The organism is Brevibacillus sp. HB1.3 (genome assembly GCF_013186635.1).
Lineage (GTDB): Bacteria > Bacillota > Bacilli > Brevibacillales > Brevibacillaceae > Brevibacillus > Brevibacillus brevis_D.
In genome coordinates this window covers 129356-148290 of record NZ_JABMIT010000009.1, presented here as the reverse complement: position 1 = coordinate 148290, position 18935 = coordinate 129356, and the positions used below count along the sequence as shown (strand labels likewise).

Here is an 18935-nt window from a genome sequence, read left to right as displayed (position 1 = left end):
GAAAATTATTTAATATTAAAAAGACAGGCCTTGGGATGTATTGCCCATTATGGAAAAGGCTTGAAAAACATGTGAAAGAGGGGGAAATGATTTGAAAAAAGGGAGAGGTTGGTTAAAGCCGTTGGCGTTGCTCTCTTTAACCGGCGTGCTATTGGTCGGTTGCTCAAGCGGGAACAATGCTTCGCCAGGAACTACAACACCAGCACCAACAAAAAAACCGGTGGAGCAGGTGGCTCCTCAGGCGACCAGTACGGATGATGAGAAACCAATAGACGGTGGAACATTTACGCATTCTACGACGTCTGACATCGTCACGCTCAATCCGATTTTCGGAAATGATACGGCATCCGGCGACGTTATGGAGTACACCCAGGCGTATTTGTACAATCGGAACCCGTCTTTTGATTTAGCAGTTTACCCTTGGTCCCTTGCAGCCGAGTTGCCGAAAATAAGCGAGGATGGCCTCACCTATACCATCAAAATGAAGAATAATGCGAAATGGTCCGATGGAACGCCAATCACGGCTGACGACTTGATTTTTACCATTAATGCCATCAAAACTCCTGAGACTGGATCACCAGAAATTACGAAATACGACAAAGTGAAAGAGATGAAAAAACTGGATGATTACACCGTAGAAATCAAATTGAAACAATTGTACGCTCCATTTGCTTTTGGATTAATGCAAAAGTTGGCACCAGCCCACGTGTTGAAAGACGTACCGTTTAAAGATTTGCAAGCACATACTTACGGAAAAGATCCAGCCAAGACACCTACTTCCGGACCGTACAAATGGACCGAGTGGAAACAAAAGGAATTCCATGTGCTAGATGCTAACCCAAATTACTGGGGTGAAAAGAAGCCGCATATTCAAAAGGTTGTGTACAAAATCTATGCGGATCAAAACACACAAGTACAGGCTCTGATGAAAGGCGACGTTGACTTGGTAGATTCCATTCCTGTCACGCAGCTCGAAGCTGTGAAGGCGAAAGGAACGATTAACATTTCGACGGAGCCAGGTCCTAGCTATGAATACTTTGCGTTCAACTTTGACAAGAAGAACTTCCCGAACAACTACGGGTTGTTTGAAGGTCAAAAAACGCGTCAGGCCATTGCCCACGCAATCAATCGTCAAGGTATTATCGACAATATCTTGAAAGGAACCGGAAAAATTATGGATGCACCGTTCCTGCCAGGTACATGGGCAGACCCGGGCGATGCAGCAGTCCATTACGAATATAGTGCAGAGAAAGCGAAACAATTGCTGAAAGAAGACGGATGGGTAGCCGGGGCAGATGGAATTCTTGCCAAAGACGGCAATCGCTTCTCCTTTGAATTCATTTTCAACTCGGGGAACAGTCGCCGTGAACAGGCAGCAGTCGTTATTCAGCAAAACCTGAAAGAAATCGGAATTGAAGCGAAGCCAAAAGCATTAGACTTCTCGGCCCTTGTCGATCAGTATGCCAACCCTGGTAAATTCCAGGTTCTGTTACTCGGATGGCAATTGTCTGATCCAGATCCGGATGGCATTTCTACTTTCGGGAAAAAGGCATTCCCGCCTGGCAACAACGCTGGCTGGTACGACAATCCGAAGCTGGATGCGCTCTGGGAAAAGGCTGTATCTACGGTCAAACAAGAGGAACGCGCTGCAATCTATAAAGAAGTCGGAAAAGAAATCTCGACGAACCTGCCCTACGTATTCATGTATCAGTACGGAACGCCACGAGGCATGACTTCTCGCGTCAAATATAAGGATGAGTTTAAACCGGTATCTATGATTCCGTATGGGGAGACCTTTGGCTTCCTGAACTGGTGGATCGACGATACCAAAAAATAAGCTCGGCTAGTAGCGGTTAGCAATAGGAAAAGGGGGGAAGGGCAGCCTTATTGCCCCTTCCCCTTTCAAACGAAAGGAGGATGCTGATTGACTGAATATTTAGTACGCCGCGTACTACAAGCCGTGCTTGTTTTATTTTTGATCACAGTAGTTTCGTTCGGACTCATGCATGCAGCACCCGGGGGACCGCTAAAAGTCATGCTCTCACCGGGAATGTCTCCTGAAGCACAGCTTATTCAGATGAAAAATATGGGGTTGGATCAGCCTGTCTATATTCAATACATGAAATGGGTAGGTAATTTGCTGCAAGGAGATTTGGGCCATACCTTTAAAAATAACGTTCCAGTTGGTGATATTTTGTGGCCGACGGTCTGGAATACGTTTGTGCTCATGTCTGTAGCGTGGGGGCTTTCCATGCTGATCGCCATCCCGTGGGGCATTTACAACAGTACAAAGCAATACGGTCTATCTGACCAGATCGCCTCCATCGTTGCCTATCTCGGATTCGCGATGCCGACCTTCTGGTTTGGGATTATGCTCCAACAGTATTTCGCAATGCAGTTGAATCTGCTCCCACTATCTGACATGTACACGATGGGAAAAGAGGGACAAGTAAGCGACCTCATTTTGCACTTGATTCTACCTGTTACCGTGTTAACACTGGTGAACATCGCAGCCTATGTCAAATATACGCGCGCCAGTATGCTGGAGGTTTTGGAGCAAGACTATATTCGTACGGCACGTGCCAAAGGGATGAAGGAAAGACGAGTGATTTTCCGCCATGCTCTGCGGAACGCATTGATCCCTGTCGTAACGATCATTGGTTTGGATTTGCCGACGCTGGTAGCAGGCGCAGCATTGACAGAGAGTGTATTTAACTGGCCAGGCATGGGCCGTCTGTTTGTAGAAATGGCTGTAGCCCGTGAGTATTCTGTGTTGATGTCGATCACGTTGCTGATTTCACTGATGGTGATTATCGGAAACCTGCTAGCCGATTTAATCTACGCACTGGTTGATCCACGAGTGCAGCTTGGACGTAAAGGAGGCAGGGCAGCATGAGTCAAGTGCAGCTTCAAGATGACACTGTTGTTGAACCGAATCGACCGGGTGGACAGCTTCCGACAAATTCTGTTGGGGAAAAGCCTCCTGGGCTATGGAAAACCGCGGGCAAAAAATTTATGCGCAATCCGTATGCCGTTGGTGGCTTGATCGTGCTCCTGTTTTTTGTTGGGATCGCCGCGGGTGCCGATTGGGTTGCACCGCATGATCCGGCAAAGGTTGATTTTATGATTACCAACCTGCCTCCTGGAACTGAAGGGTATGTGCTCGGAACAGACGAGCTCGGTCGTGATATCTTGTCCCGCCTCATTCATAGCAGTCGGGTGTCTATGCTGGTCGGCTTCAGCGTTGCTTTTGCTGCGGTCGTCATCGGGACGCTGATTGGAGCGATTTCTGGTTACTTTGGCGGCTGGATTGATACCTGCTTCATGCGTCTCGTAGACGTGATGAACTCCATTCCGAGTCTGTTTTTTAACATTCTGGTTTTGGCGCTTTTCGGAGCTGAATTTGTCTACATGATCCTGATTTTGTCGCTGACGAGCTGGACAAGTGTGGCACGTCTGGTGCGCGGGCAGTTTTTGCAGCTACGGGAAATGCAGTATGTGGAAGCGGCGAGAGCGATTGGTGTTTCGCACTGGGGCATTATTACGCGTCACCTGATACGCAATGCAATGGCTCCTATCATTGTGTACGCGACTCTCATGGTTGGTTCGGCCATTCTGTCAGAGTCAGGTCTCTCCTATTTAGGCTTGGGGATTCAACCACCTGAAACAAGCTGGGGATTAATGCTGAGCAAGGCACAGGAATTCATGCTGGTCGATCCTTTACAAGCACTTTATCCTGGTCTTTGTATTTTACTCGTGGTGCTAGCGGTGAACTTCGTCGGAGACGGCATCCGCGATGCATTCGACCCACGGAAGAAAAAGAAAAACCCGAAAAGGAGGCTGAACAAGTGGAACGCAACATCCTCGAAATAAAAAATTTGACCACTTGCTTCTTTACGGATGACGGCACGGTCAAGGCCACGGATCGAGTGAGCATCAACGTTGGGAAAGGACAGACGGTGTGCCTGGTAGGGGAATCCGGCAGCGGAAAGAGTGTGACGTCACTTGCAGTCATGCGACTGATTGATTATGCGGGCGGATTTATTCAGAGTGGGAACGTCATATTTAACGGTCAGGATCTGGCAGCAAAGGACTTGGATGAAATGATGCACGTTCGCGGAAACAAAATCGCGATGATCTTCCAAGACCCGATGTCGGCTCTCAATCCGGTGTTTACGGTAGGCGACCAAATTGCGGAGAGCTTGATGCTGCATCAAAATATGAGCCAGCAGGATGCGTTCAAAAAAGCAATCGAGATGCTTCGTCTGGTTGGAATCCCGGCGCCGGAAGTACGAGTGAAACAGTATCCGCACGAAATGTCTGGAGGGATGTGCCAGCGTGTTGTCATCGCGATGGCTCTGGCTTGCAACCCAGAAATGCTGATAGCAGACGAGCCGACAACAGCTCTTGATGTAACGGTTCAGGCGCAAATTTTGGATTTGCTCAGACGGCTGCAAAAGGAATTGGGCATGTCGATTTTGCTGATCACCCATGACATGGGGGTGGCAGCAGAGATGGCGGATCGTATCGCGGTGATGTATGCAGGAACGATTGTGGAGGAGGGAACGGTCGAACGGATATTTGACGAGCCCCGGCATCCTTACACGATTGGCTTGCTACAGTCTATTCCCGGCTTTGAAGGAGAGCGCGGCGGAGAATTGTACACCATCCAAGGTACCATCCCGAGCATCACTCAATTGCCGACGGGTTGCCGTTTTCACCCGCGTTGTCCGCATGCGATCGACAAATGCCGAAAAGAGGAGCCCATTTTGCGCGAGGTTGTTACGGGACAACAAGTGGCTTGCTGGTTGAATGAAGATGTCAGCAACCAATTCAGAATAAATCAGCGTGCCAATTCAGTCGCTGGAAGCAAAGCAGAGGTGAACCGCCAATGAACCGGGAATATTTGATCGAAGCCAACCATATCAAAAAGTATTTTCCGATTAAGGCCGGCTTGTTGAGCCGTGTCATCGGTCATGTAAAAGCCGTAGATGATGTATCTTTTGGAATTCGACCAGGCGAGACATTTGGGCTCGTGGGGGAATCCGGCTGCGGGAAGTCGACACTGGGGCGTGTCGTGCTGAATTTGCAAAGGGCGACAAGCGGAGAAGTGCTGTTTGACGGAACCAATATCCATCAGGTGAATAGACAAGAAAATTTAAAGCTGAGACGGGATATGCAGATTATTTTTCAAGACCCGTTTGGTTCGTTGAATCCACGATTTTTGGTAAGTGATATTATTGGAGAGCCTTTGCGGGTTCATCTGCGGGCGTCTGCAAAGGAAATGGATGAGCGAGTAGTCGAGCTGATGAGTCTGGTGGGACTCGATCCTTCGAGACGAAATCGGTATCCGCATGAGTTTTCCGGCGGACAGCGGCAACGGATCGGTATTGCGCGGTCGATTGCACTCTCACCACGGTTTATTGTGGCGGATGAAGCTGTTTCTGCGCTAGATGTGTCCGTACAGTCACAGGTTTTGAACCTGATGATGAAATTACAAAAAGAGATGGGGCTGACCTATCTATTTATCGCGCATGGTCTGAATGTGGTACGTCATATTTCTGATCGGGTAGGCGTGATGTACTTGGGGAAAATGGTGGAGATTGCACGAACGGATGACTTGTTTGCACAGCCACTGCATCCGTATACGGCGGCATTGTTGTCGGCGATTCCGAAGCCCACTCCGCATCGGCGACAAGAGCGGATCGTCCTGCAAGGGGATGTACCATCTCCGGCCAATCCGCCGTCAGGTTGTCGTTTTCATCCGCGTTGTCCAATGGCGCAGGAGAGATGCAGCAAGGAGATTCCCGAGCTCATAGAGGTTGGGCAGGATCGGCAGGTCGCGTGTCATTTCCCTTTAGGATAGATGCTATAAAAGGAAACACTCATCGCTTAGGTGGGGGTTTCTTTCATTTATTGTAAAAAAATAGGGGTGGTATCATGAAAAGAAAAAGCATTGCGAGCCTGATTGTTTCCATTACGATATTCTTGCTGTTTACGCTCTATGGTTGTACCACAAGTACTTCAGAAAGCAGCTCACTGGGTAGCTATGCATCTCCTGGCTCGGTAGCAACGCAAGGAGATTGGATCTATTACAATGACAATGGTTTGTACAAAATGAAGCAGGATGGGAGCTCCTTGCAAAAATTGAGCAGTGATTGGGCTGATGACATTACTGTCGCGGGAGACTGGATTTATTACACACGCAATAGGCCTTATGAATCGCTTTACAAGCTGGAGCTTGACACCTACGATATCAACGATACTTATGAAGATACGTATGAGCTCATCAAAATTAAGACGGATGGCAGCTCCAAAACAATCGTGAAAAGCGCAGATATGGCACTACTCAATTCGAATGTGGAAGATCCAAATAACGTGTACGCCAGTTATGTAATAGACGACACAATTTACTATCAGTCTAGTTGGGCCGCTCTCTACAGGATGGATGTGGATGGTGGTAATGAAAAGCGACTGCTTGATTATGTGGGAGGTCTGTATTTCTATCAGGATTGGATTATTTATACCACCGATAACGTGGGTCAGCTGTATAAAATGAAGAGAGATGGAACGCAAAACACACTCATCAGCGAGGAGGAGCTAGAGGTAATTGGCGTGTCTAACGATTTTATCTACTTTACAAAATGGGTAAACGAAAATGGCGTTGTCGATGTATTCAAAATTGGATTAAACGATTCGAAGGCGTCGCTGGTGAAGCAAGGGTTTTTGGGAACAGAAGGTATGATTGTTTCTGGAAGCTTTATGTACTACCTTTCTAATTCGAGCGATATGATTACCTTGGAGCGAATGAATTTAGAGGATGGCCAAATAACGAAGCTCCATCCTTTTAGTGGATATTCCAGTCTGAAAATGAGTGGCGATCAAGACTATCTCTTTTTATATGGATTTAAAAATTTCGATGATTCGACTCAACAGATATTCAAACTTAAATGGGGCGATACAAAAGTGGAAAAGATAGGACCAAAAAAGCAGTAAGGAGAAGAGCCACCTCAGAAGGGTGGCTCTATTGATATGGTAAATTATTCGGGGCGTGAAGATGACTTCGTTTTCTCTCCCAGTTCTTATAGAGGAGAACGGAGCCAAACAAAACGGTCATGACCGCTTTGTTGACCGCAAGTGGTCGCATCCACTTTTATGAAAAACGTCGAGACGTTTTTCACAGAAAAATGCAGAAGCAATGAGCGCTCTGATAGGCAGCATGACTACAATTTCATCAGGGAAGACAAAAGGAAGCAATGGAGAAAAGCGTACGCTGCCGGTACACGCATACCTAGGATACGCAACAAAATAAGCATCAAAATCATATCAAGCAGAGTGATTAACACCCACGAATCAAGCTCGAAGTACAGCAGCGTTCCAAGTGTCGCCGATATGGTTAACACCAGACCGAGCTTGAAGGCCATCTTGCCGTTGAACATCGCGATTCATATACAACGACGAGAATGGGCGGAATAACGGCCAGCTGTGGGTAGCCTGCCACCCAGCATAAACTGATCCACACGAATATCAAAATAAGGAACACGAGCATATACTGGTACGGTATCTTCCTTTTTTCTCAAGACCGTCATTGAATTTGAAGGCGAGAACACCAAGCATGATGATGAAGGAAAAGAGCATCATGAGTACGAGTGTAATGCTGACTTTTCCAAGGTACGGAAGGTCTAGTTGGTTCACTGCAAATCGGATTGCAGCGGTGATCGACGGAGCGACAAAAATGGTAGAAGGCTGTCTGATCCATCCCGGTTCCTGGTATACCCATATCCCAATCACCATCGCTGCTATTTCTGGTAGAATGACTTCAGTATCATCGAGTATGACGGAAGCCGCTACCATGAGCAAGATAACCGCTATGGCAATGTTAGAATGGTTTCGTTCTTCGCTATCATTGAATTCATTCTGACTAACTCCTGTTCGCTTGGATTATCTTTAATTAAGGCAAGGATTGAGGATGTCAATGGTGCCAATGGAAGCACCCTTGTTTGTAACAAAACCGTCACTGATAGTGGAAAAGCAGCACCTAGAAGAGGGGTCTAAACAAAATTAGAACGGCATAAGGTAAGGGGTATTACCAAGACGGATGAAGGTCATGATGAGCATTTCGTGTTTGATAGCGGTGAAAAATGGGCAGACCAATAAGGGAGCATTACGTCACGAATTACACCCAGTATACCGATAGGGGGAACGTGCAATTGTTGAGTTCATTTAAACCACTGAAGAGAATCGAAGAGAACAGCAAGATTATACAGCAGACGATCCAGTACATAGGTAATCAAAAAGTTAGTACGATAACGATAGAAACGCCTAAAAAACTACCTAAATGTAGGTAGTTTTTTCCTATTTGTAGAATCTGAATAAAATGTTAAAATAATGTAAAACTTTACCAGAAGGAGAGGTTTACAGGTGCTAAAGAATCTCGTGCAGAGCCATGTGAAGATTGTTTTTTCTGTTCTTGGCATCTTGTTCGTTCTGGTCTCATGGCTCGTATTTGAATTGTTAAAAGGTTTGCTGCCAGATTTGATAGCAGTCATACATAAGTGGATGTTTCAACCGATTGAATGGCTGTTTATCCTGGCACCGCCACATGAGGAAAACAAGCTAGCTTCATTAGGCTCTGTTCTAGGCTTGTCTATCTTGTATTCCGCTATTTTGGCAGGAATGATATTCATCGTTTTGTTCATCTGCAACAAGATTAGAGGGAACGAGATCGAGTTCCAGATGGAAGTGAAATATTGTGAGAAAGAATTGGCCAATGCGATTTACAGCTTGGATGGGAGCGGTCAATCAACAGCTATTATTAATGCGAATGCGATCACGTTTATGAAGGCATTTGAAATGGAAGTAAAGACGATTTATGGATTGAAACCGGACGAGCTATGCTGCTATTGGATCGTACCTACGAATAATGACAAGCAGTTTGAAGTGTTTTACTTAACCGAGTTGAAAGATTTTGATACAGTACGTACGCTACTACTGTCTTCCATGCTTCAAGAGGATTGCAGAATTGCCGATAAACAAGTAAAGGGACGAATTCAAAACACGGACATCGAACAATTTGCAATTGTAAAAAATTTCGGCAAGTTCCGGCTTGGATTTGCGGTCGCTGTTTACAAGAATGACACATTTACTCCCGAAAATATGCAGGAGTTCGAGCGGTTGACTACGTATATGTTATTATTAGGATTTGTTACCAAGTTTGTGAATAAGGTCAAAACTTTAAAGAGAGCTAGTTAGGAGTGGGATACGATGAAATTAGCTGAGTTCTTCGCGAAAAGAGGTAACGAAACTGCTGTTTACTCGAAAAATCTCTCTTCCAAGAAGAAGATTCCCAACAGCAAATTTACTCCTGGCTTCGCTAGCTTAAAACAGATTATAGATGAGCATAGTCCGAGTGAAGGACATGATAAAGTAGTCGGAGGAAAATGACACTGCCTGTGAGCAGTGTTATTTTTTTGATACTTGGGATAGAGGAAAAGCCACCTGATGAGGGTGGCTTTAGTTTTGGGAGATCTCTATACGGTGTTTGCTTTTTCTGTGGGACCATATCAGGACAGGGACCAGCAACAGCGATAATGCGCCCCCGGCAAGCGAAAGTGTTGCGTAGCTGGCATTGGCGACGACCATACCAGATAGGGCACCACCGGATGCACCAGCCAAGGCAATCAAGACATCAACCGTTCCCTGCGTTTTCGCGCGAGTGGCGGGCTGCGTTGCATCCACGATGAGCGCTGTACCGCTAATTAATCCAAAATTCCAGCCCAGTCCGAGCAGCACAAGAGCGGTGATGAGTAGTGGCATCGAATCGGCTGGGGCAAAAGCAGCAGTCAGGCTGGCTGCAAGCAGTATGACACCTGAAGCATAGGCCATTGTGGAGCGACCGATCTTGTCAACGAGTACACCCGTCAAGAGCGAGGGAAGGTACATCGCACCGATATGAAAACCGATGACGATGCCTACTTCGGAGAGACCATGTCCGTGGTGCTTCATATGTACAGGCGTCATCGTCATAATGGCGACCATGACGATCTGCGTCAAAATCATGACGGTGGCTCCCACGATGATTCCCCGGTTGTTGCTTGCAAGCTGATTCTCATTCAGACAGGCCGACGAGCTCTGATTCCCCTGTTGTGCTTCGGCGATTGCTTTCGAAACGATGAACGGGTCGGGGCGAAGCAATACCCAAAATACGAGACCAGCGAGGATGAAGGCGGCGGCACCCAAGATGAAAGGACCTGCCAGTGCGGGGACACCGATGGATGTAGCGAATCGTCCCATGACCTCCACAAGGTTTGGTCCTGCAACGGCCCCGAATGTAGTGGAGACCATGGCAATACTAACGGCAGTCGCTCGCTGTTTAGGCTTTGCCAAGTCTGTGCCTGCATACCGGGCTTGCAGGTTAGTAGCGGTGCCAGCCCCGTACAGAATTAAGGAAGCAAATAAAAGGACAATACTGTTTGCGACGGCTGCGATCACCACCCCAATTGCCCCAATTCCCCCGGCTAAGAAGCCGCTAGCGAGCCCTAAACGGCGTCCAAAGCGTTGAGAGAGTCGACCCACCAACAATGCAGCGACAGCAGAGCCAAGTGTGAGCAATGCGGCAGGGATGCCCGCGAGACTTTCCGAACCGAGCATATCCTGAGCGAGGAGAGCCCCTACGGTGACACCTGCCGCAAGTCCTGCACCGCCGAAAATTTGTGAGATGACGACAATCCAGAGCGTTCGTTTGTATAGTCTTTGCTGTTTATCTGGAGAGTCGATGTAGCTTTGTAAATCTTCAGGTTTGAGTGACATCTGATCCACCTTTCTATGGAGCGAAAGCTTTCGTAAGTTATGAAATTTCAGTCATCGCTTCGTATGGAAATGACTAGGGAATTTGCATTCAGTATAGTATTGGCGACGGGTAAACACAAGGAGAATCCAGCTTAGGAAACACTTTGCAAAAGCAAAAACACCGGACATTTTCTATCCGGCATTTTTCGTTCATTTTCCCACAATAAGCATTAGTTCACGGAGGTTTTGTATGAGAATTTGATTTTCTTCCAGCGTACCTACACTAATTCGAATATGCTCCGGTAGCCCCCAGGTCTCTCCGTACCGCAAAATGATTCCTCTTTCCAGCAGCTCTTGATAAATCCTACCCGCATTTGGCCCGAATTTTGCCAAGATAAAATTAGACATGCTCACGGTATAAGGGATATTCATTTCATCGAACGCATCGTAGAGCTGCTTGCGGCCTTTTGTGTTTTCTATGAGGGATTTTTCAAAATGCTCCACGTCTCCAAGGGCGGTAATGGCGGCTGTTTGTGCCAAGGAATTGACATTAAACGGTTCTTTTACTTTCAAGATTTTTTGGATCACCGATGGGTGAGCGACGCCAAATCCCACGCGAATACCAGCAAGCGCGTAAATTTTTGAGAAGGTTTGCAAAACGAGAACAGGGTATCCTTGGCGGACAAATTCAATACCTGTTGTGTAATCGTCAGCCGTTACATAGTGACTGTAAGCAGCGTCGAGTATCACAAGCACCCCATCTGGCAATTGGTCTAGTAATGCCGACAAATCCTGACGAGACAAATAGGTGCCTGTCGGGTTGTTCGGGGAACAAAGGTAGACAAGCTTTGTTCGATCCGTGATAGCCGCCAAAATTGCAGAAACATTGAATGCATAATCGGCCTCAAGCGGAACCGTTTTGATGACAGCCCCCATGAGATGTGCGCCGAATTCGTACTCAGGAAAGGTCGGCGTAGGCAAAACGATTTCGTCCTCGGCTTCCAAGAAGGTTTCGGAAATGAGCTTGATCAGTTCGTCACCGCCATTCGTGACGATTAAATGCTCCGGAGTTACCACAAGATGATCTGCCAAATGCTCTTTCAGCGTCGTTGTATGGGCATCGGGGTAACGATGCAGCTCCGGGAGCGCACCGAGAATGGCGCGGATGATCTTGGGGGATGGGCCGAGTGGATTTTCATTTGAAGCTAATTTAATGATAGAAGAGAGTCCGTACATTTTTTTTATTTCCCAAATCGGCATTCCAGGTTGATAGGATTGTATCTTTTCAAGTGTTTTTCGCGATTGTGTAGTGGGCAGTTGTTTCATCTATATGGCCTCCAAAATTTCATGGTAGCAACACTGTAAGTGAATTCCCCAGCACTGTAACCAGCCAATTTACGAAAGATGAACCAGACCAATTACGAGGAAGGACACAAATTGGATGGTTCATAAAAGTCAAGATTGGATCATGAAGGAAGAGGCCGCTTCCTTTATAATCAGCCCAGAAACATCACTCATGCAAACAACACGGAAGGATAGTGAGGTGGGAAAAATGTTGATTCAAGGGCAAACGCCGCTCTTTAACGGGTTGAGAAAGCATGCCCAGAAGAATCCAATCCAATTCCATATACCAGGTCATAAGAAAGGGAAAGGGATGGATCCTGAATTTCGATGGTTCATGGGAAAAAATGCACTTTCCATCGATTTGATTAACATTGAACCATTAGATGATCTGCATCAACCCAAAGGAATTATCAAACAAGCGCAGGAATTGGCTGCTGAAGCCTTTGGCGCTGATCACACCATATTTTCTGTTCAAGGTACGAGCGGAGTCATCATGACGATGATTATGGCGGTATGTAATCCTGGCGATAAGATCATCGTGCCACGGAATGTACACAAATCTATCATGAGCGGCATTGTTTTATCCGGTGCGACTCCTATCTTTTTACATCCAGAAATAGACCCTGTCTTCGGAATCTCACATGGAATCACACCACAAGCTGTGGAAAAAGCATTGGAACAGCATCCCGATGCAAAGGCAGTCCTCGTCATCAACCCGACCTATTTCGGAATTGCCGGTGACTTGAAGAGTATCGTTCAAATTGCGCATGCCAGAGGAGTGCCTGTACTCGTAGATGAAGCGCATGGCTCACATGTTCACTTCCATCCGAAGCTTCCTCTATCGGCAATGCAGGCTGGTGCAGATATGGCAGCAAGCAGTATGCATAAATTAGGAGGCTCTCTGACGCAGAGTTCGTTGTTGAACATGCAGGGAAATCTCGTATCGATTCAGCGTGTACAAGCCATCTATAGCATGCTCACGACGACATCTACCTCCTATTTACTGCTCGCGTCGCTCGATGTGGCGAGAAAGCGGTTGGTTACATCCGGGAAAACGCTATTGGATCAAACGATTCAGTTAGCAAACGAAGCACGGGTACAAATCAATAAAATTAATCAGTTGTATTGTATTGGGAGAGAAATTATCGGGACAAATGGAGCGTTTGCCCATGATCCGACCAAGCTAGTCATCTCGGTAAAAGACCTTGGCATTACAGGATATGAAGCTGAAAAATGGCTCCGTGATCGCTATAACATAGAGGTAGAGCTATCTGACCTGTACAACATCGTTTGTATTATCACACCAAGTGATACGAGAGAAGATTTGCAAATCCTTGTCTATGCCTTGGAGGAGCTGGCTGTCGGGTTCGCGGATCAAGGAAATAGAAAAGCCCGCCCGAACATGCAGCTTCCCAAAATACCGGTATTGGTTGTCACCCCGCGCGATGCTTTTTACGCACCGACAGAGATGATTCCCGTCGAACAATCTGTAGGGAGAATTATCGCGGAGTTTGTCATGGTATATCCACCAGGTATCCCGATCTTTATCCCGGGTGAGATCATTTCAGAAGAGAACCTCATCTATACGAAAAGAAACATGGAGGCAGGTTTGCCTGTACAGGGCTTTGAAGACCCGACACTACAGACCATACGTGTCATCAAGGAATAACCAAACAATAGTAGGAGGAAAGGCCGCCTTGGGGCGGTCTTTTTCTTTTTATGTCTAAAAAGTGACCAAAATGCAGCGGATTCTTGAACATGGCTGGTTGATCCACTTTGCCATTGGCTGGTGACACTCCATCGGTCCGGCTTTAGAGTAAGACTTGTTTCAAAAGTACCCCGTGCATGGTGATAGGAGATGAGGACAAGGACATGAAGACGTCCAAGACAGTACGCTGTATGTCATTTTTGTTCATGTTCATCCTGCTGTTCTTGACGACCGGTTGCGCTGATAACTATATCGTGCTCGATCCGAAAGGACCCATTGGTGAACAGCAAAAGGACTTAATGATTTTATCCACGCTTTTAACGTTAATTGTGATTGTTCCGGTACTAATTCTTACGTTTGTCATTGTATGGCGATACCGTGACAGAAAAGGAAGAAAGGCAAAGTACACGCCTAATTGGGAGCACAGTACGAAACTGGAAATCATTTGGTGGGGCATTCCCATCATCATTATTACGTTAATTGGGATCGTGACAGTTCGGTACACGTATTCGTTGGAGCCATCCAAGCCGTTGGAATCCGAGAAGAAACCGATCACGATTCAAGTGACGAATTTGGATTGGAAGTGGCTATTCCAATATCCTGAACAAGGCATTGCTACTGTGAACTATGTACAGTTCCCAGAGGATGTGCCGGTACGCTTCGAAGTGACATCAGACGCCCCGATGAATTCATTCTGGATTCCACAGCTTGGCGGTCAGATTTATGCCATGTCCGGCATGTCGATGACTCTCTACCTGCAAGCAGATGAGCAGGGTGAGTACATGGGATCTGGTGCGAACTTTACCGGAAAAGAATTTGCGAAGATGTTCTTCACTGCGAATGCGACTTCCCAAGAAGACTTTGATCAATGGGTGAATCAGGTGAAACATACTTCCCCTGAGCTGACACTGGATGGTTACAAAGAGCTGACCAAACAAGGAACATCGGATGTGCGCTATTTCTCTGCTTTTCCTGAAGGATTGTACGAAATGACGGTGACCAAGTATGCTGCTTCACACAATCACGGCTTGTCTACGAGAGTACAACCGCCAGCGCGGGTGAAAGAATAGTCGGTTGAAATAGAAAGAGGGAGGAGAGAGACAACGATGTGGGAGAGTGTGAAAGAATTCGCCTCGGAATTTTTCGTAACAGGCGATCCACTTATTTACGGTGCGGACGTCAGTATTGTGCTCAGTATGATCGCAATCGTATCGGTGCTGACTTACTTTAAAAAATGGGGATGGCTCTGGCGCGAATGGCTAACGACTGTCGATCACAAGAAGATCGGTATCATGTACATTCTCGCTTCCGTTCTCATGCTGTTTCGAGGAGGGGTAGATGCTCTCTTAATGCGGGCGCAGCTCGTCATGCCTGAGATGCAGTTTTTGAGTGGGGATCACTACAACCAGATTTTCACGACGCATGGCGTCATTATGATTCTGTTTATGGCGATGCCGCTTATGTTTGGTTTATTCAATGTTATCGTGCCGCTGCAACTTGGTGCACGTGACGTAGCCTTTCCGTTTCTGAATGCGCTCAGCTTCTGGCTGTTTTTCTCAGGGGCGATGCTGTTTAACCTGTCCTTCGTCATTGGGGGCTCACCGGATGCAGGATGGCTGGCTTACCCGCCGTATTCGGAGCTAGCCTTTAATCCGGGGCCAGGTCAGGATTTCTACATTTGGGGGATTCAAATCTCAGGTATCGGTAGTTTAATGACCGGGATTAACTTTATTGTGACGATCTTGAAAGTGCGTGCTCCTGGTATGACTTTGATGAAAATGCCGATGTTTTCCTGGTCGGTTTTGTCGAGTTGTATCGCAATCGTTTTCGCATTCCCAATCTTGACGGTTACCTTGGCACTGCTGTTTATCGATCGCTATTTGGGTGGGCACTTCTTCACCTTGGATGGCGGTGGTAATCCGATGATGTACATCAACCTGATTTGGATGTGGGGTCACCCGGAAGTTTACATTATCGTTTTGCCAGCGTTCGGGATTTTCTCCGAGATCGTTGCAACGTTCTCACGGAAAAAGCTGTTTGGTTACAAATCCATGGTATTCGCCATGATCATTATTAGCGTTCTCTCGTTCCTCGTATGGGCGCATCATTTCTTTACGATGGGCTCCGGTGCGGACGTTAATGCATTCTTCGCTGTCACGACCATGTTAATTGCGATTCCGACAGGTGTGAAAGTGTTTAATTGGCTGTTTACGATGTTCCGAGGAAAAATTACGTTCGAAACGCCGATGCTGTGGACGGTCGGGATTATTCCGAACTTCGTCATCGGTGGGATGACGGGTGTCCTTCTATCCGTGGCACCTGCTGACTTCCAGTATCACAATAGCTACTTCCTCATTGCACACTTCCACCAAGTGATCATTGCGGGTGTCGTATTTGGATTCTTCGCGGGCTTGTACTACTGGTGGCCGAAAATTTTTGGCTTCAAGCTAAATGAGCGTATTGGCCGTTGGGCTTTCTGGCTGTGGAACATCGGCTTCTACCTGTGCTTCATGCCGCAATACGCTTTGGGCTTGATGGGTATGACACGTCGTCTTTACACGTACGGCTGGGACAAAGGCTGGTTCGAAATGAACCTGGTATCGACGATTGGTGCCGTAATCATGGGTGCAGCATTCCTTGTCCAAATTTGGGACATTGCACACAGCATCAAGCACATGAAGAGAGATACAACAGGCGATCCATGGAATGCGCGTACATTGGAGTGGTCGATTCCTTCTCCAGCTCCGTTCTATAACTTTGCCGTTATGCCGCAGGTAACGTCTCAAGATGACTGGCATGAAAGAAAGCTACGCATCGAGCAAGGCTTGGAAAAGCCGGCGAAAGTAGAGCTGGAACCGATTCATATGCCGAAAAACTCTGGTATTCCAATCGTGATGTCCATGTTCTGGTTCTTTGTCGGATTCGGTTTGATTTTTGACTGGCTGTGGATGGCGGTACCTGGGTTTATCGGTGTGATTGCATGTATGGTTGTTCACTCGTTTAACTACGACACGGACTACTATGTCACGGTGGAAGAGATTAAACGTACAGAGGCAGAAGCAGGGAGGGTGATTACGTAATGGCTAATGTGAATGCTGGACATCATGACCATCATCCAGACCAAGAGCAATTGCGCACGTTTGCCTTTTGGATCTACCTCATGACGGATGTCATCTTGTTTGCTACCTTGTTTGCGACTTATATCGTACTGCAAGGGAGCACGGATGGTGGTCCGGGTCCAAAAGATCTGTTTCAGATGAGTGGGATTTACGCGAGTACGTTTATTTTGCTGACCAGTAGCTTTACGAGCGGTCTTGCGATTCTCGCTATGAATAAGGGGAATCGTCTTGCCTTGATGAACTGGCTGGGAGTTACCGTATTCCTGGGAGCATCCTTCTTGTTCCTGGAAATCAACGAGTTTATGCACCTCGTAAGCGAAGGGGCAACGATTAGCACGAGTGCATTCCTGACTGCTTTTTACACCTTGGTAGGGACGCATGGATTGCACGTGACGCTCGGTATGGGGTGGATGATCATCGTCATCATGCAAATTGCCAAGCACGGGATTACACCCGTAACGAAACGAAAAGTAAATATCATCAGCTTGTTCTGGCATTTCCTTGATGTTGTTTGGATTTTCGTCTTCACCATTGTGTATGTGATGGGGGTGAATTAATTGAACAAGCAATCTGTGCATGGCACGACAGAACAACACGGCGGTCATGGCTCTCTGAAATCGTATGTGATCGGTTTCGTTTTGTCGCTTGTTTTCACGATCATTCCCATCCTGGCGCTAGAGAACGGCTGGTTGGATAGTGATAAGCGACTCATCATCTATTTAGGAGCGGCTCTGTTCCAGTTTATTGTCCAGTTATTCTTCTTCATGCACCTGAAAGAGGAGGATAAACCACGCTACAATTTGATGTCGCTTTTACTCGGGTTGTTTATCGTCTTCCTCATCGTGATCGGCTCCATCTGGATCATGATGTACAACATGGTCGCACTATAATGACATACATTCAATCGGGGGGCGTACTGCTGTACGCCCTGATTCTCGATTACAGGCCGTCCCTTTTTGTAAGGTAACGACATTCCCGTAGGAAAGGTAGGGGGTTTTTGTGAAAGCCATCAAGTATCTCCTGATTGGTTCCCTGTTCTTGGTTGCAGCTGCATGCAGCGATGGCGCAACGGAAGAGCAAACAGAAGTTACAGATGCCGATAAAGCTGCGATGAAGCTATACAAAAATAATTGCATGAGCTGCCACGGTAACGATTTATCCGGTAGGGTGGGTCCAGGCTTGCAGCAAGTTGGTTCGAAAATGGCGGAGGAAAAACTCGTTGAAATAATTACGGTTGGCGCAAATGGTATGCCTGGTTATGAAAATGTACTCAACGTAGAAGAAATCGGCCAGTTAGCGAAGTGGCTTTCTGAGAAAAAGGAATAGGAGAGGAGCGGTACAATGAAAAAAACAGCTTGGTTGATCATGCTCAGTATCCTGATGGTTTTGGTAACTGCGTGTGGTCCAGCAAGATATGATTACAACTATCCGGTTAATGAATTTGCTTATACGGACCAGGAAGGGAAGCCTTTTTCATCAAAGGATTTGGAAAATAAGGTCTGGATTGCTAACTTTGTCTTTACGTATTGTGGAACGGTTTGTCCTACGATGACAGCAAACATGGCTGAATTGCAGAAAAAAGCAAAAGAAGCTGGTGTGGAGGTGGAGTTTGTTTCCTTCTCTGTTGATCCAGAAAGAGATACGCCAGAGGCATTGAAGTCCTATCTGGGTAAATTCAATGCTAACTTCTCCAATTGGCATGCCTTGACTGGCTATGGATTTGATGAGATCAAAACGTTTATTCTCAAGTCGTTCAAGACGCCAATAGAAAAGGACCCTAACTCCGATCAAATCATCCACGACACGTTTTTATACTTGGTCGATCAAAAGGGAACAGTGGTTAACCGTTATGAAGGAATGATGGACGTGCCCTACGATCAAATTATCGAGGATATGAAAGCGTTGCAGGAGTAGGGGAGCCAGTCGGGTACGCCGAATAATAGGAAAGCAAGACAGATGCTCTAATTGGGAGGGGA

At 46.8% G+C, this 18935-nt stretch carries 17 protein-coding genes and 1 pseudogene; 15 read left to right on the top strand and 3 right to left on the bottom strand.

The window, feature by feature from the left end:
* Positions 1 to 91: 91 nt before the first annotated feature.
* The 6 genes from HPY31_RS20745 to HPY31_RS20720 all read left to right on the top strand — a co-directional run bounded on the left by HPY31_RS20745 (position 92) and on the right by HPY31_RS20720 (position 6996).
* Positions 92 to 1837: a peptide-binding protein gene (locus HPY31_RS20745; RefSeq protein ID WP_172142279.1), complete on the top strand. Its 1746-nt coding sequence runs from the start codon at positions 92 to 94 to the stop codon at positions 1835 to 1837.
* Positions 1838 to 1924: 87 nt separating this feature from the next.
* Complete coding sequence (locus HPY31_RS20740) at positions 1925 to 2896, top strand: ABC transporter permease (protein ID WP_016741862.1); 972 nt, start codon at positions 1925 to 1927, stop codon at positions 2894 to 2896.
* On the top strand, positions 2893 to 3873 hold the full coding sequence (locus HPY31_RS20735) for an ABC transporter permease (RefSeq protein WP_142498147.1): 981 nt from the start codon (positions 2893 to 2895) through the stop codon (positions 3871 to 3873). The genes HPY31_RS20740 and HPY31_RS20735 overlap by 4 nt, the downstream gene beginning before the upstream one ends.
* Positions 3849 to 4895 carry an ABC transporter ATP-binding protein gene (locus tag HPY31_RS20730; protein ID WP_172142278.1) on the top strand — a complete coding sequence of 349 codons (1047 nt, stop codon included), beginning with the start codon at positions 3849 to 3851 and terminating at the stop codon, positions 4893 to 4895. The genes HPY31_RS20735 and HPY31_RS20730 overlap by 25 nt, the downstream gene beginning before the upstream one ends.
* Positions 4892 to 5866: an ABC transporter ATP-binding protein gene (locus tag HPY31_RS20725; protein ID WP_172142277.1), complete on the top strand. Its 975-nt coding sequence runs from the start codon at positions 4892 to 4894 to the stop codon at positions 5864 to 5866. The genes HPY31_RS20730 and HPY31_RS20725 overlap by 4 nt, the downstream gene beginning before the upstream one ends.
* A 74-nt stretch (positions 5867 to 5940) precedes the next feature.
* Positions 5941 to 6996, top strand: a complete 1056-nt coding sequence (locus tag HPY31_RS20720; protein WP_172142276.1) for a DUF5050 domain-containing protein — start codon at positions 5941 to 5943, stop codon at positions 6994 to 6996.
* Between the two features lie 28 nt (positions 6997 to 7024).
* On the opposite strand, the pseudogene HPY31_RS20715 reads toward HPY31_RS20720, so the two are convergent.
* Positions 7025 to 7916 (bottom strand): annotated as a pseudogene (locus HPY31_RS20715) (hypothetical protein).
* 505 nt (positions 7917 to 8421) lie between these two features.
* Between HPY31_RS20715 and HPY31_RS20710 the strand changes: the two are divergent.
* Positions 8422 to 9252: a hypothetical protein gene (locus HPY31_RS20710; protein ID WP_016741856.1), complete on the top strand. Its 831-nt coding sequence runs from the start codon at positions 8422 to 8424 to the stop codon at positions 9250 to 9252.
* 12 nt (positions 9253 to 9264) lie between these two features.
* Positions 9265 to 9444 carry a hypothetical protein gene (locus tag HPY31_RS20705; protein ID WP_172142275.1) on the top strand — a complete coding sequence of 60 codons (180 nt, stop codon included), beginning with the start codon at positions 9265 to 9267 and terminating at the stop codon, positions 9442 to 9444.
* 69 nt (positions 9445 to 9513) lie between these two features.
* Here the strand turns inward: HPY31_RS20705 and HPY31_RS20700 are convergent, their stop codons facing one another.
* Positions 9514 to 10809, bottom strand: a complete 1296-nt coding sequence (locus tag HPY31_RS20700; RefSeq protein WP_172142274.1) for an MFS transporter — start codon at positions 10807 to 10809, stop codon at positions 9514 to 9516.
* 189 nt (positions 10810 to 10998) lie between these two features.
* Positions 10999 to 12114 carry a histidinol-phosphate transaminase gene (hisC, locus tag HPY31_RS20695; RefSeq protein ID WP_172142273.1) on the bottom strand — a complete coding sequence of 372 codons (1116 nt, stop codon included), beginning with the start codon at positions 12112 to 12114 and terminating at the stop codon, positions 10999 to 11001.
* A 229-nt stretch (positions 12115 to 12343) separates the two neighbouring features.
* Here hisC and HPY31_RS20690 point away from each other — a divergent pair, with 229 nt between their 5' ends.
* The 7 genes from HPY31_RS20690 to HPY31_RS20660 all read left to right on the top strand — a co-directional run bounded on the left by HPY31_RS20690 (position 12344) and on the right by HPY31_RS20660 (position 18873).
* Positions 12344 to 13801, top strand: a complete 1458-nt coding sequence (locus tag HPY31_RS20690; protein ID WP_172142339.1) for an aminotransferase class I/II-fold pyridoxal phosphate-dependent enzyme — start codon at positions 12344 to 12346, stop codon at positions 13799 to 13801.
* A gap of 203 nt (positions 13802 to 14004) precedes the next feature.
* Positions 14005 to 14910: a ubiquinol oxidase subunit II gene (gene cyoA, locus HPY31_RS20685; protein ID WP_172142272.1), complete on the top strand. Its 906-nt coding sequence runs from the start codon at positions 14005 to 14007 to the stop codon at positions 14908 to 14910.
* Between the two features lie 36 nt (positions 14911 to 14946).
* On the top strand, positions 14947 to 16920 hold the full coding sequence (locus tag HPY31_RS20680) for a cbb3-type cytochrome c oxidase subunit I (RefSeq protein ID WP_172142271.1): 1974 nt from the start codon (positions 14947 to 14949) through the stop codon (positions 16918 to 16920).
* Positions 16920 to 17516: a cytochrome o ubiquinol oxidase subunit III gene (gene cyoC, locus HPY31_RS20675; RefSeq protein WP_172142270.1), complete on the top strand. Its 597-nt coding sequence runs from the start codon at positions 16920 to 16922 to the stop codon at positions 17514 to 17516. The genes HPY31_RS20680 and cyoC overlap by 1 nt, the downstream gene beginning before the upstream one ends.
* Complete coding sequence (cyoD, locus tag HPY31_RS20670) at positions 17517 to 17849, top strand: cytochrome o ubiquinol oxidase subunit IV (RefSeq protein ID WP_064202019.1); 333 nt, start codon at positions 17517 to 17519, stop codon at positions 17847 to 17849.
* 109 nt (positions 17850 to 17958) lie between these two features.
* Positions 17959 to 18285, top strand: coding sequence for a c-type cytochrome (locus HPY31_RS20665; protein WP_172142269.1), 327 nt, complete (start codon positions 17959 to 17961; stop codon positions 18283 to 18285).
* 15 nt (positions 18286 to 18300) lie between these two features.
* Entirely contained in the window at positions 18301 to 18873 is a 573-nt protein-coding gene (locus tag HPY31_RS20660) for an SCO family protein (RefSeq protein ID WP_172142268.1), read from the top strand.
* Positions 18874 to 18935 lie beyond the last annotated feature (62 nt).

What these genes read in the sequence shown, in the direction of transcription:
- HPY31_RS20720 (WP_172142276.1), top strand. Translation starts at nt 5,941, where the DNA reads ATGAAAAGAAAAAGCATTGCGAGCCTGATTGTTTCCATTACGATATTC.
- cyoA (WP_172142272.1), top strand. Translation starts at nt 14,005, where the DNA reads ATGAAGACGTCCAAGACAGTACGCTGTATGTCATTTTTGTTCATGTTC.
- cyoC (WP_172142270.1), top strand. Translation starts at nt 16,920, where the DNA reads ATGGCTAATGTGAATGCTGGACATCATGACCATCATCCAGACCAAGAG.
- HPY31_RS20700 (WP_172142274.1), bottom strand. Translation starts at nt 10,809, where the DNA reads ATGTCACTCAAACCTGAAGATTTACAAAGCTACATCGACTCTCCAGAT.
- HPY31_RS20735 (WP_142498147.1), top strand. Translation starts at nt 2,893, where the DNA reads ATGAGTCAAGTGCAGCTTCAAGATGACACTGTTGTTGAACCGAATCGA.
- HPY31_RS20725 (WP_172142277.1), top strand. Translation starts at nt 4,892, where the DNA reads ATGAACCGGGAATATTTGATCGAAGCCAACCATATCAAAAAGTATTTT.
- HPY31_RS20705 (WP_172142275.1), top strand. Translation starts at nt 9,265, where the DNA reads ATGAAATTAGCTGAGTTCTTCGCGAAAAGAGGTAACGAAACTGCTGTT.
- hisC (WP_172142273.1), bottom strand. Translation starts at nt 12,114, where the DNA reads ATGAAACAACTGCCCACTACACAATCGCGAAAAACACTTGAAAAGATA.
- HPY31_RS20680 (WP_172142271.1), top strand. Translation starts at nt 14,947, where the DNA reads ATGTGGGAGAGTGTGAAAGAATTCGCCTCGGAATTTTTCGTAACAGGC.
- HPY31_RS20660 (WP_172142268.1), top strand. Translation starts at nt 18,301, where the DNA reads ATGAAAAAAACAGCTTGGTTGATCATGCTCAGTATCCTGATGGTTTTG.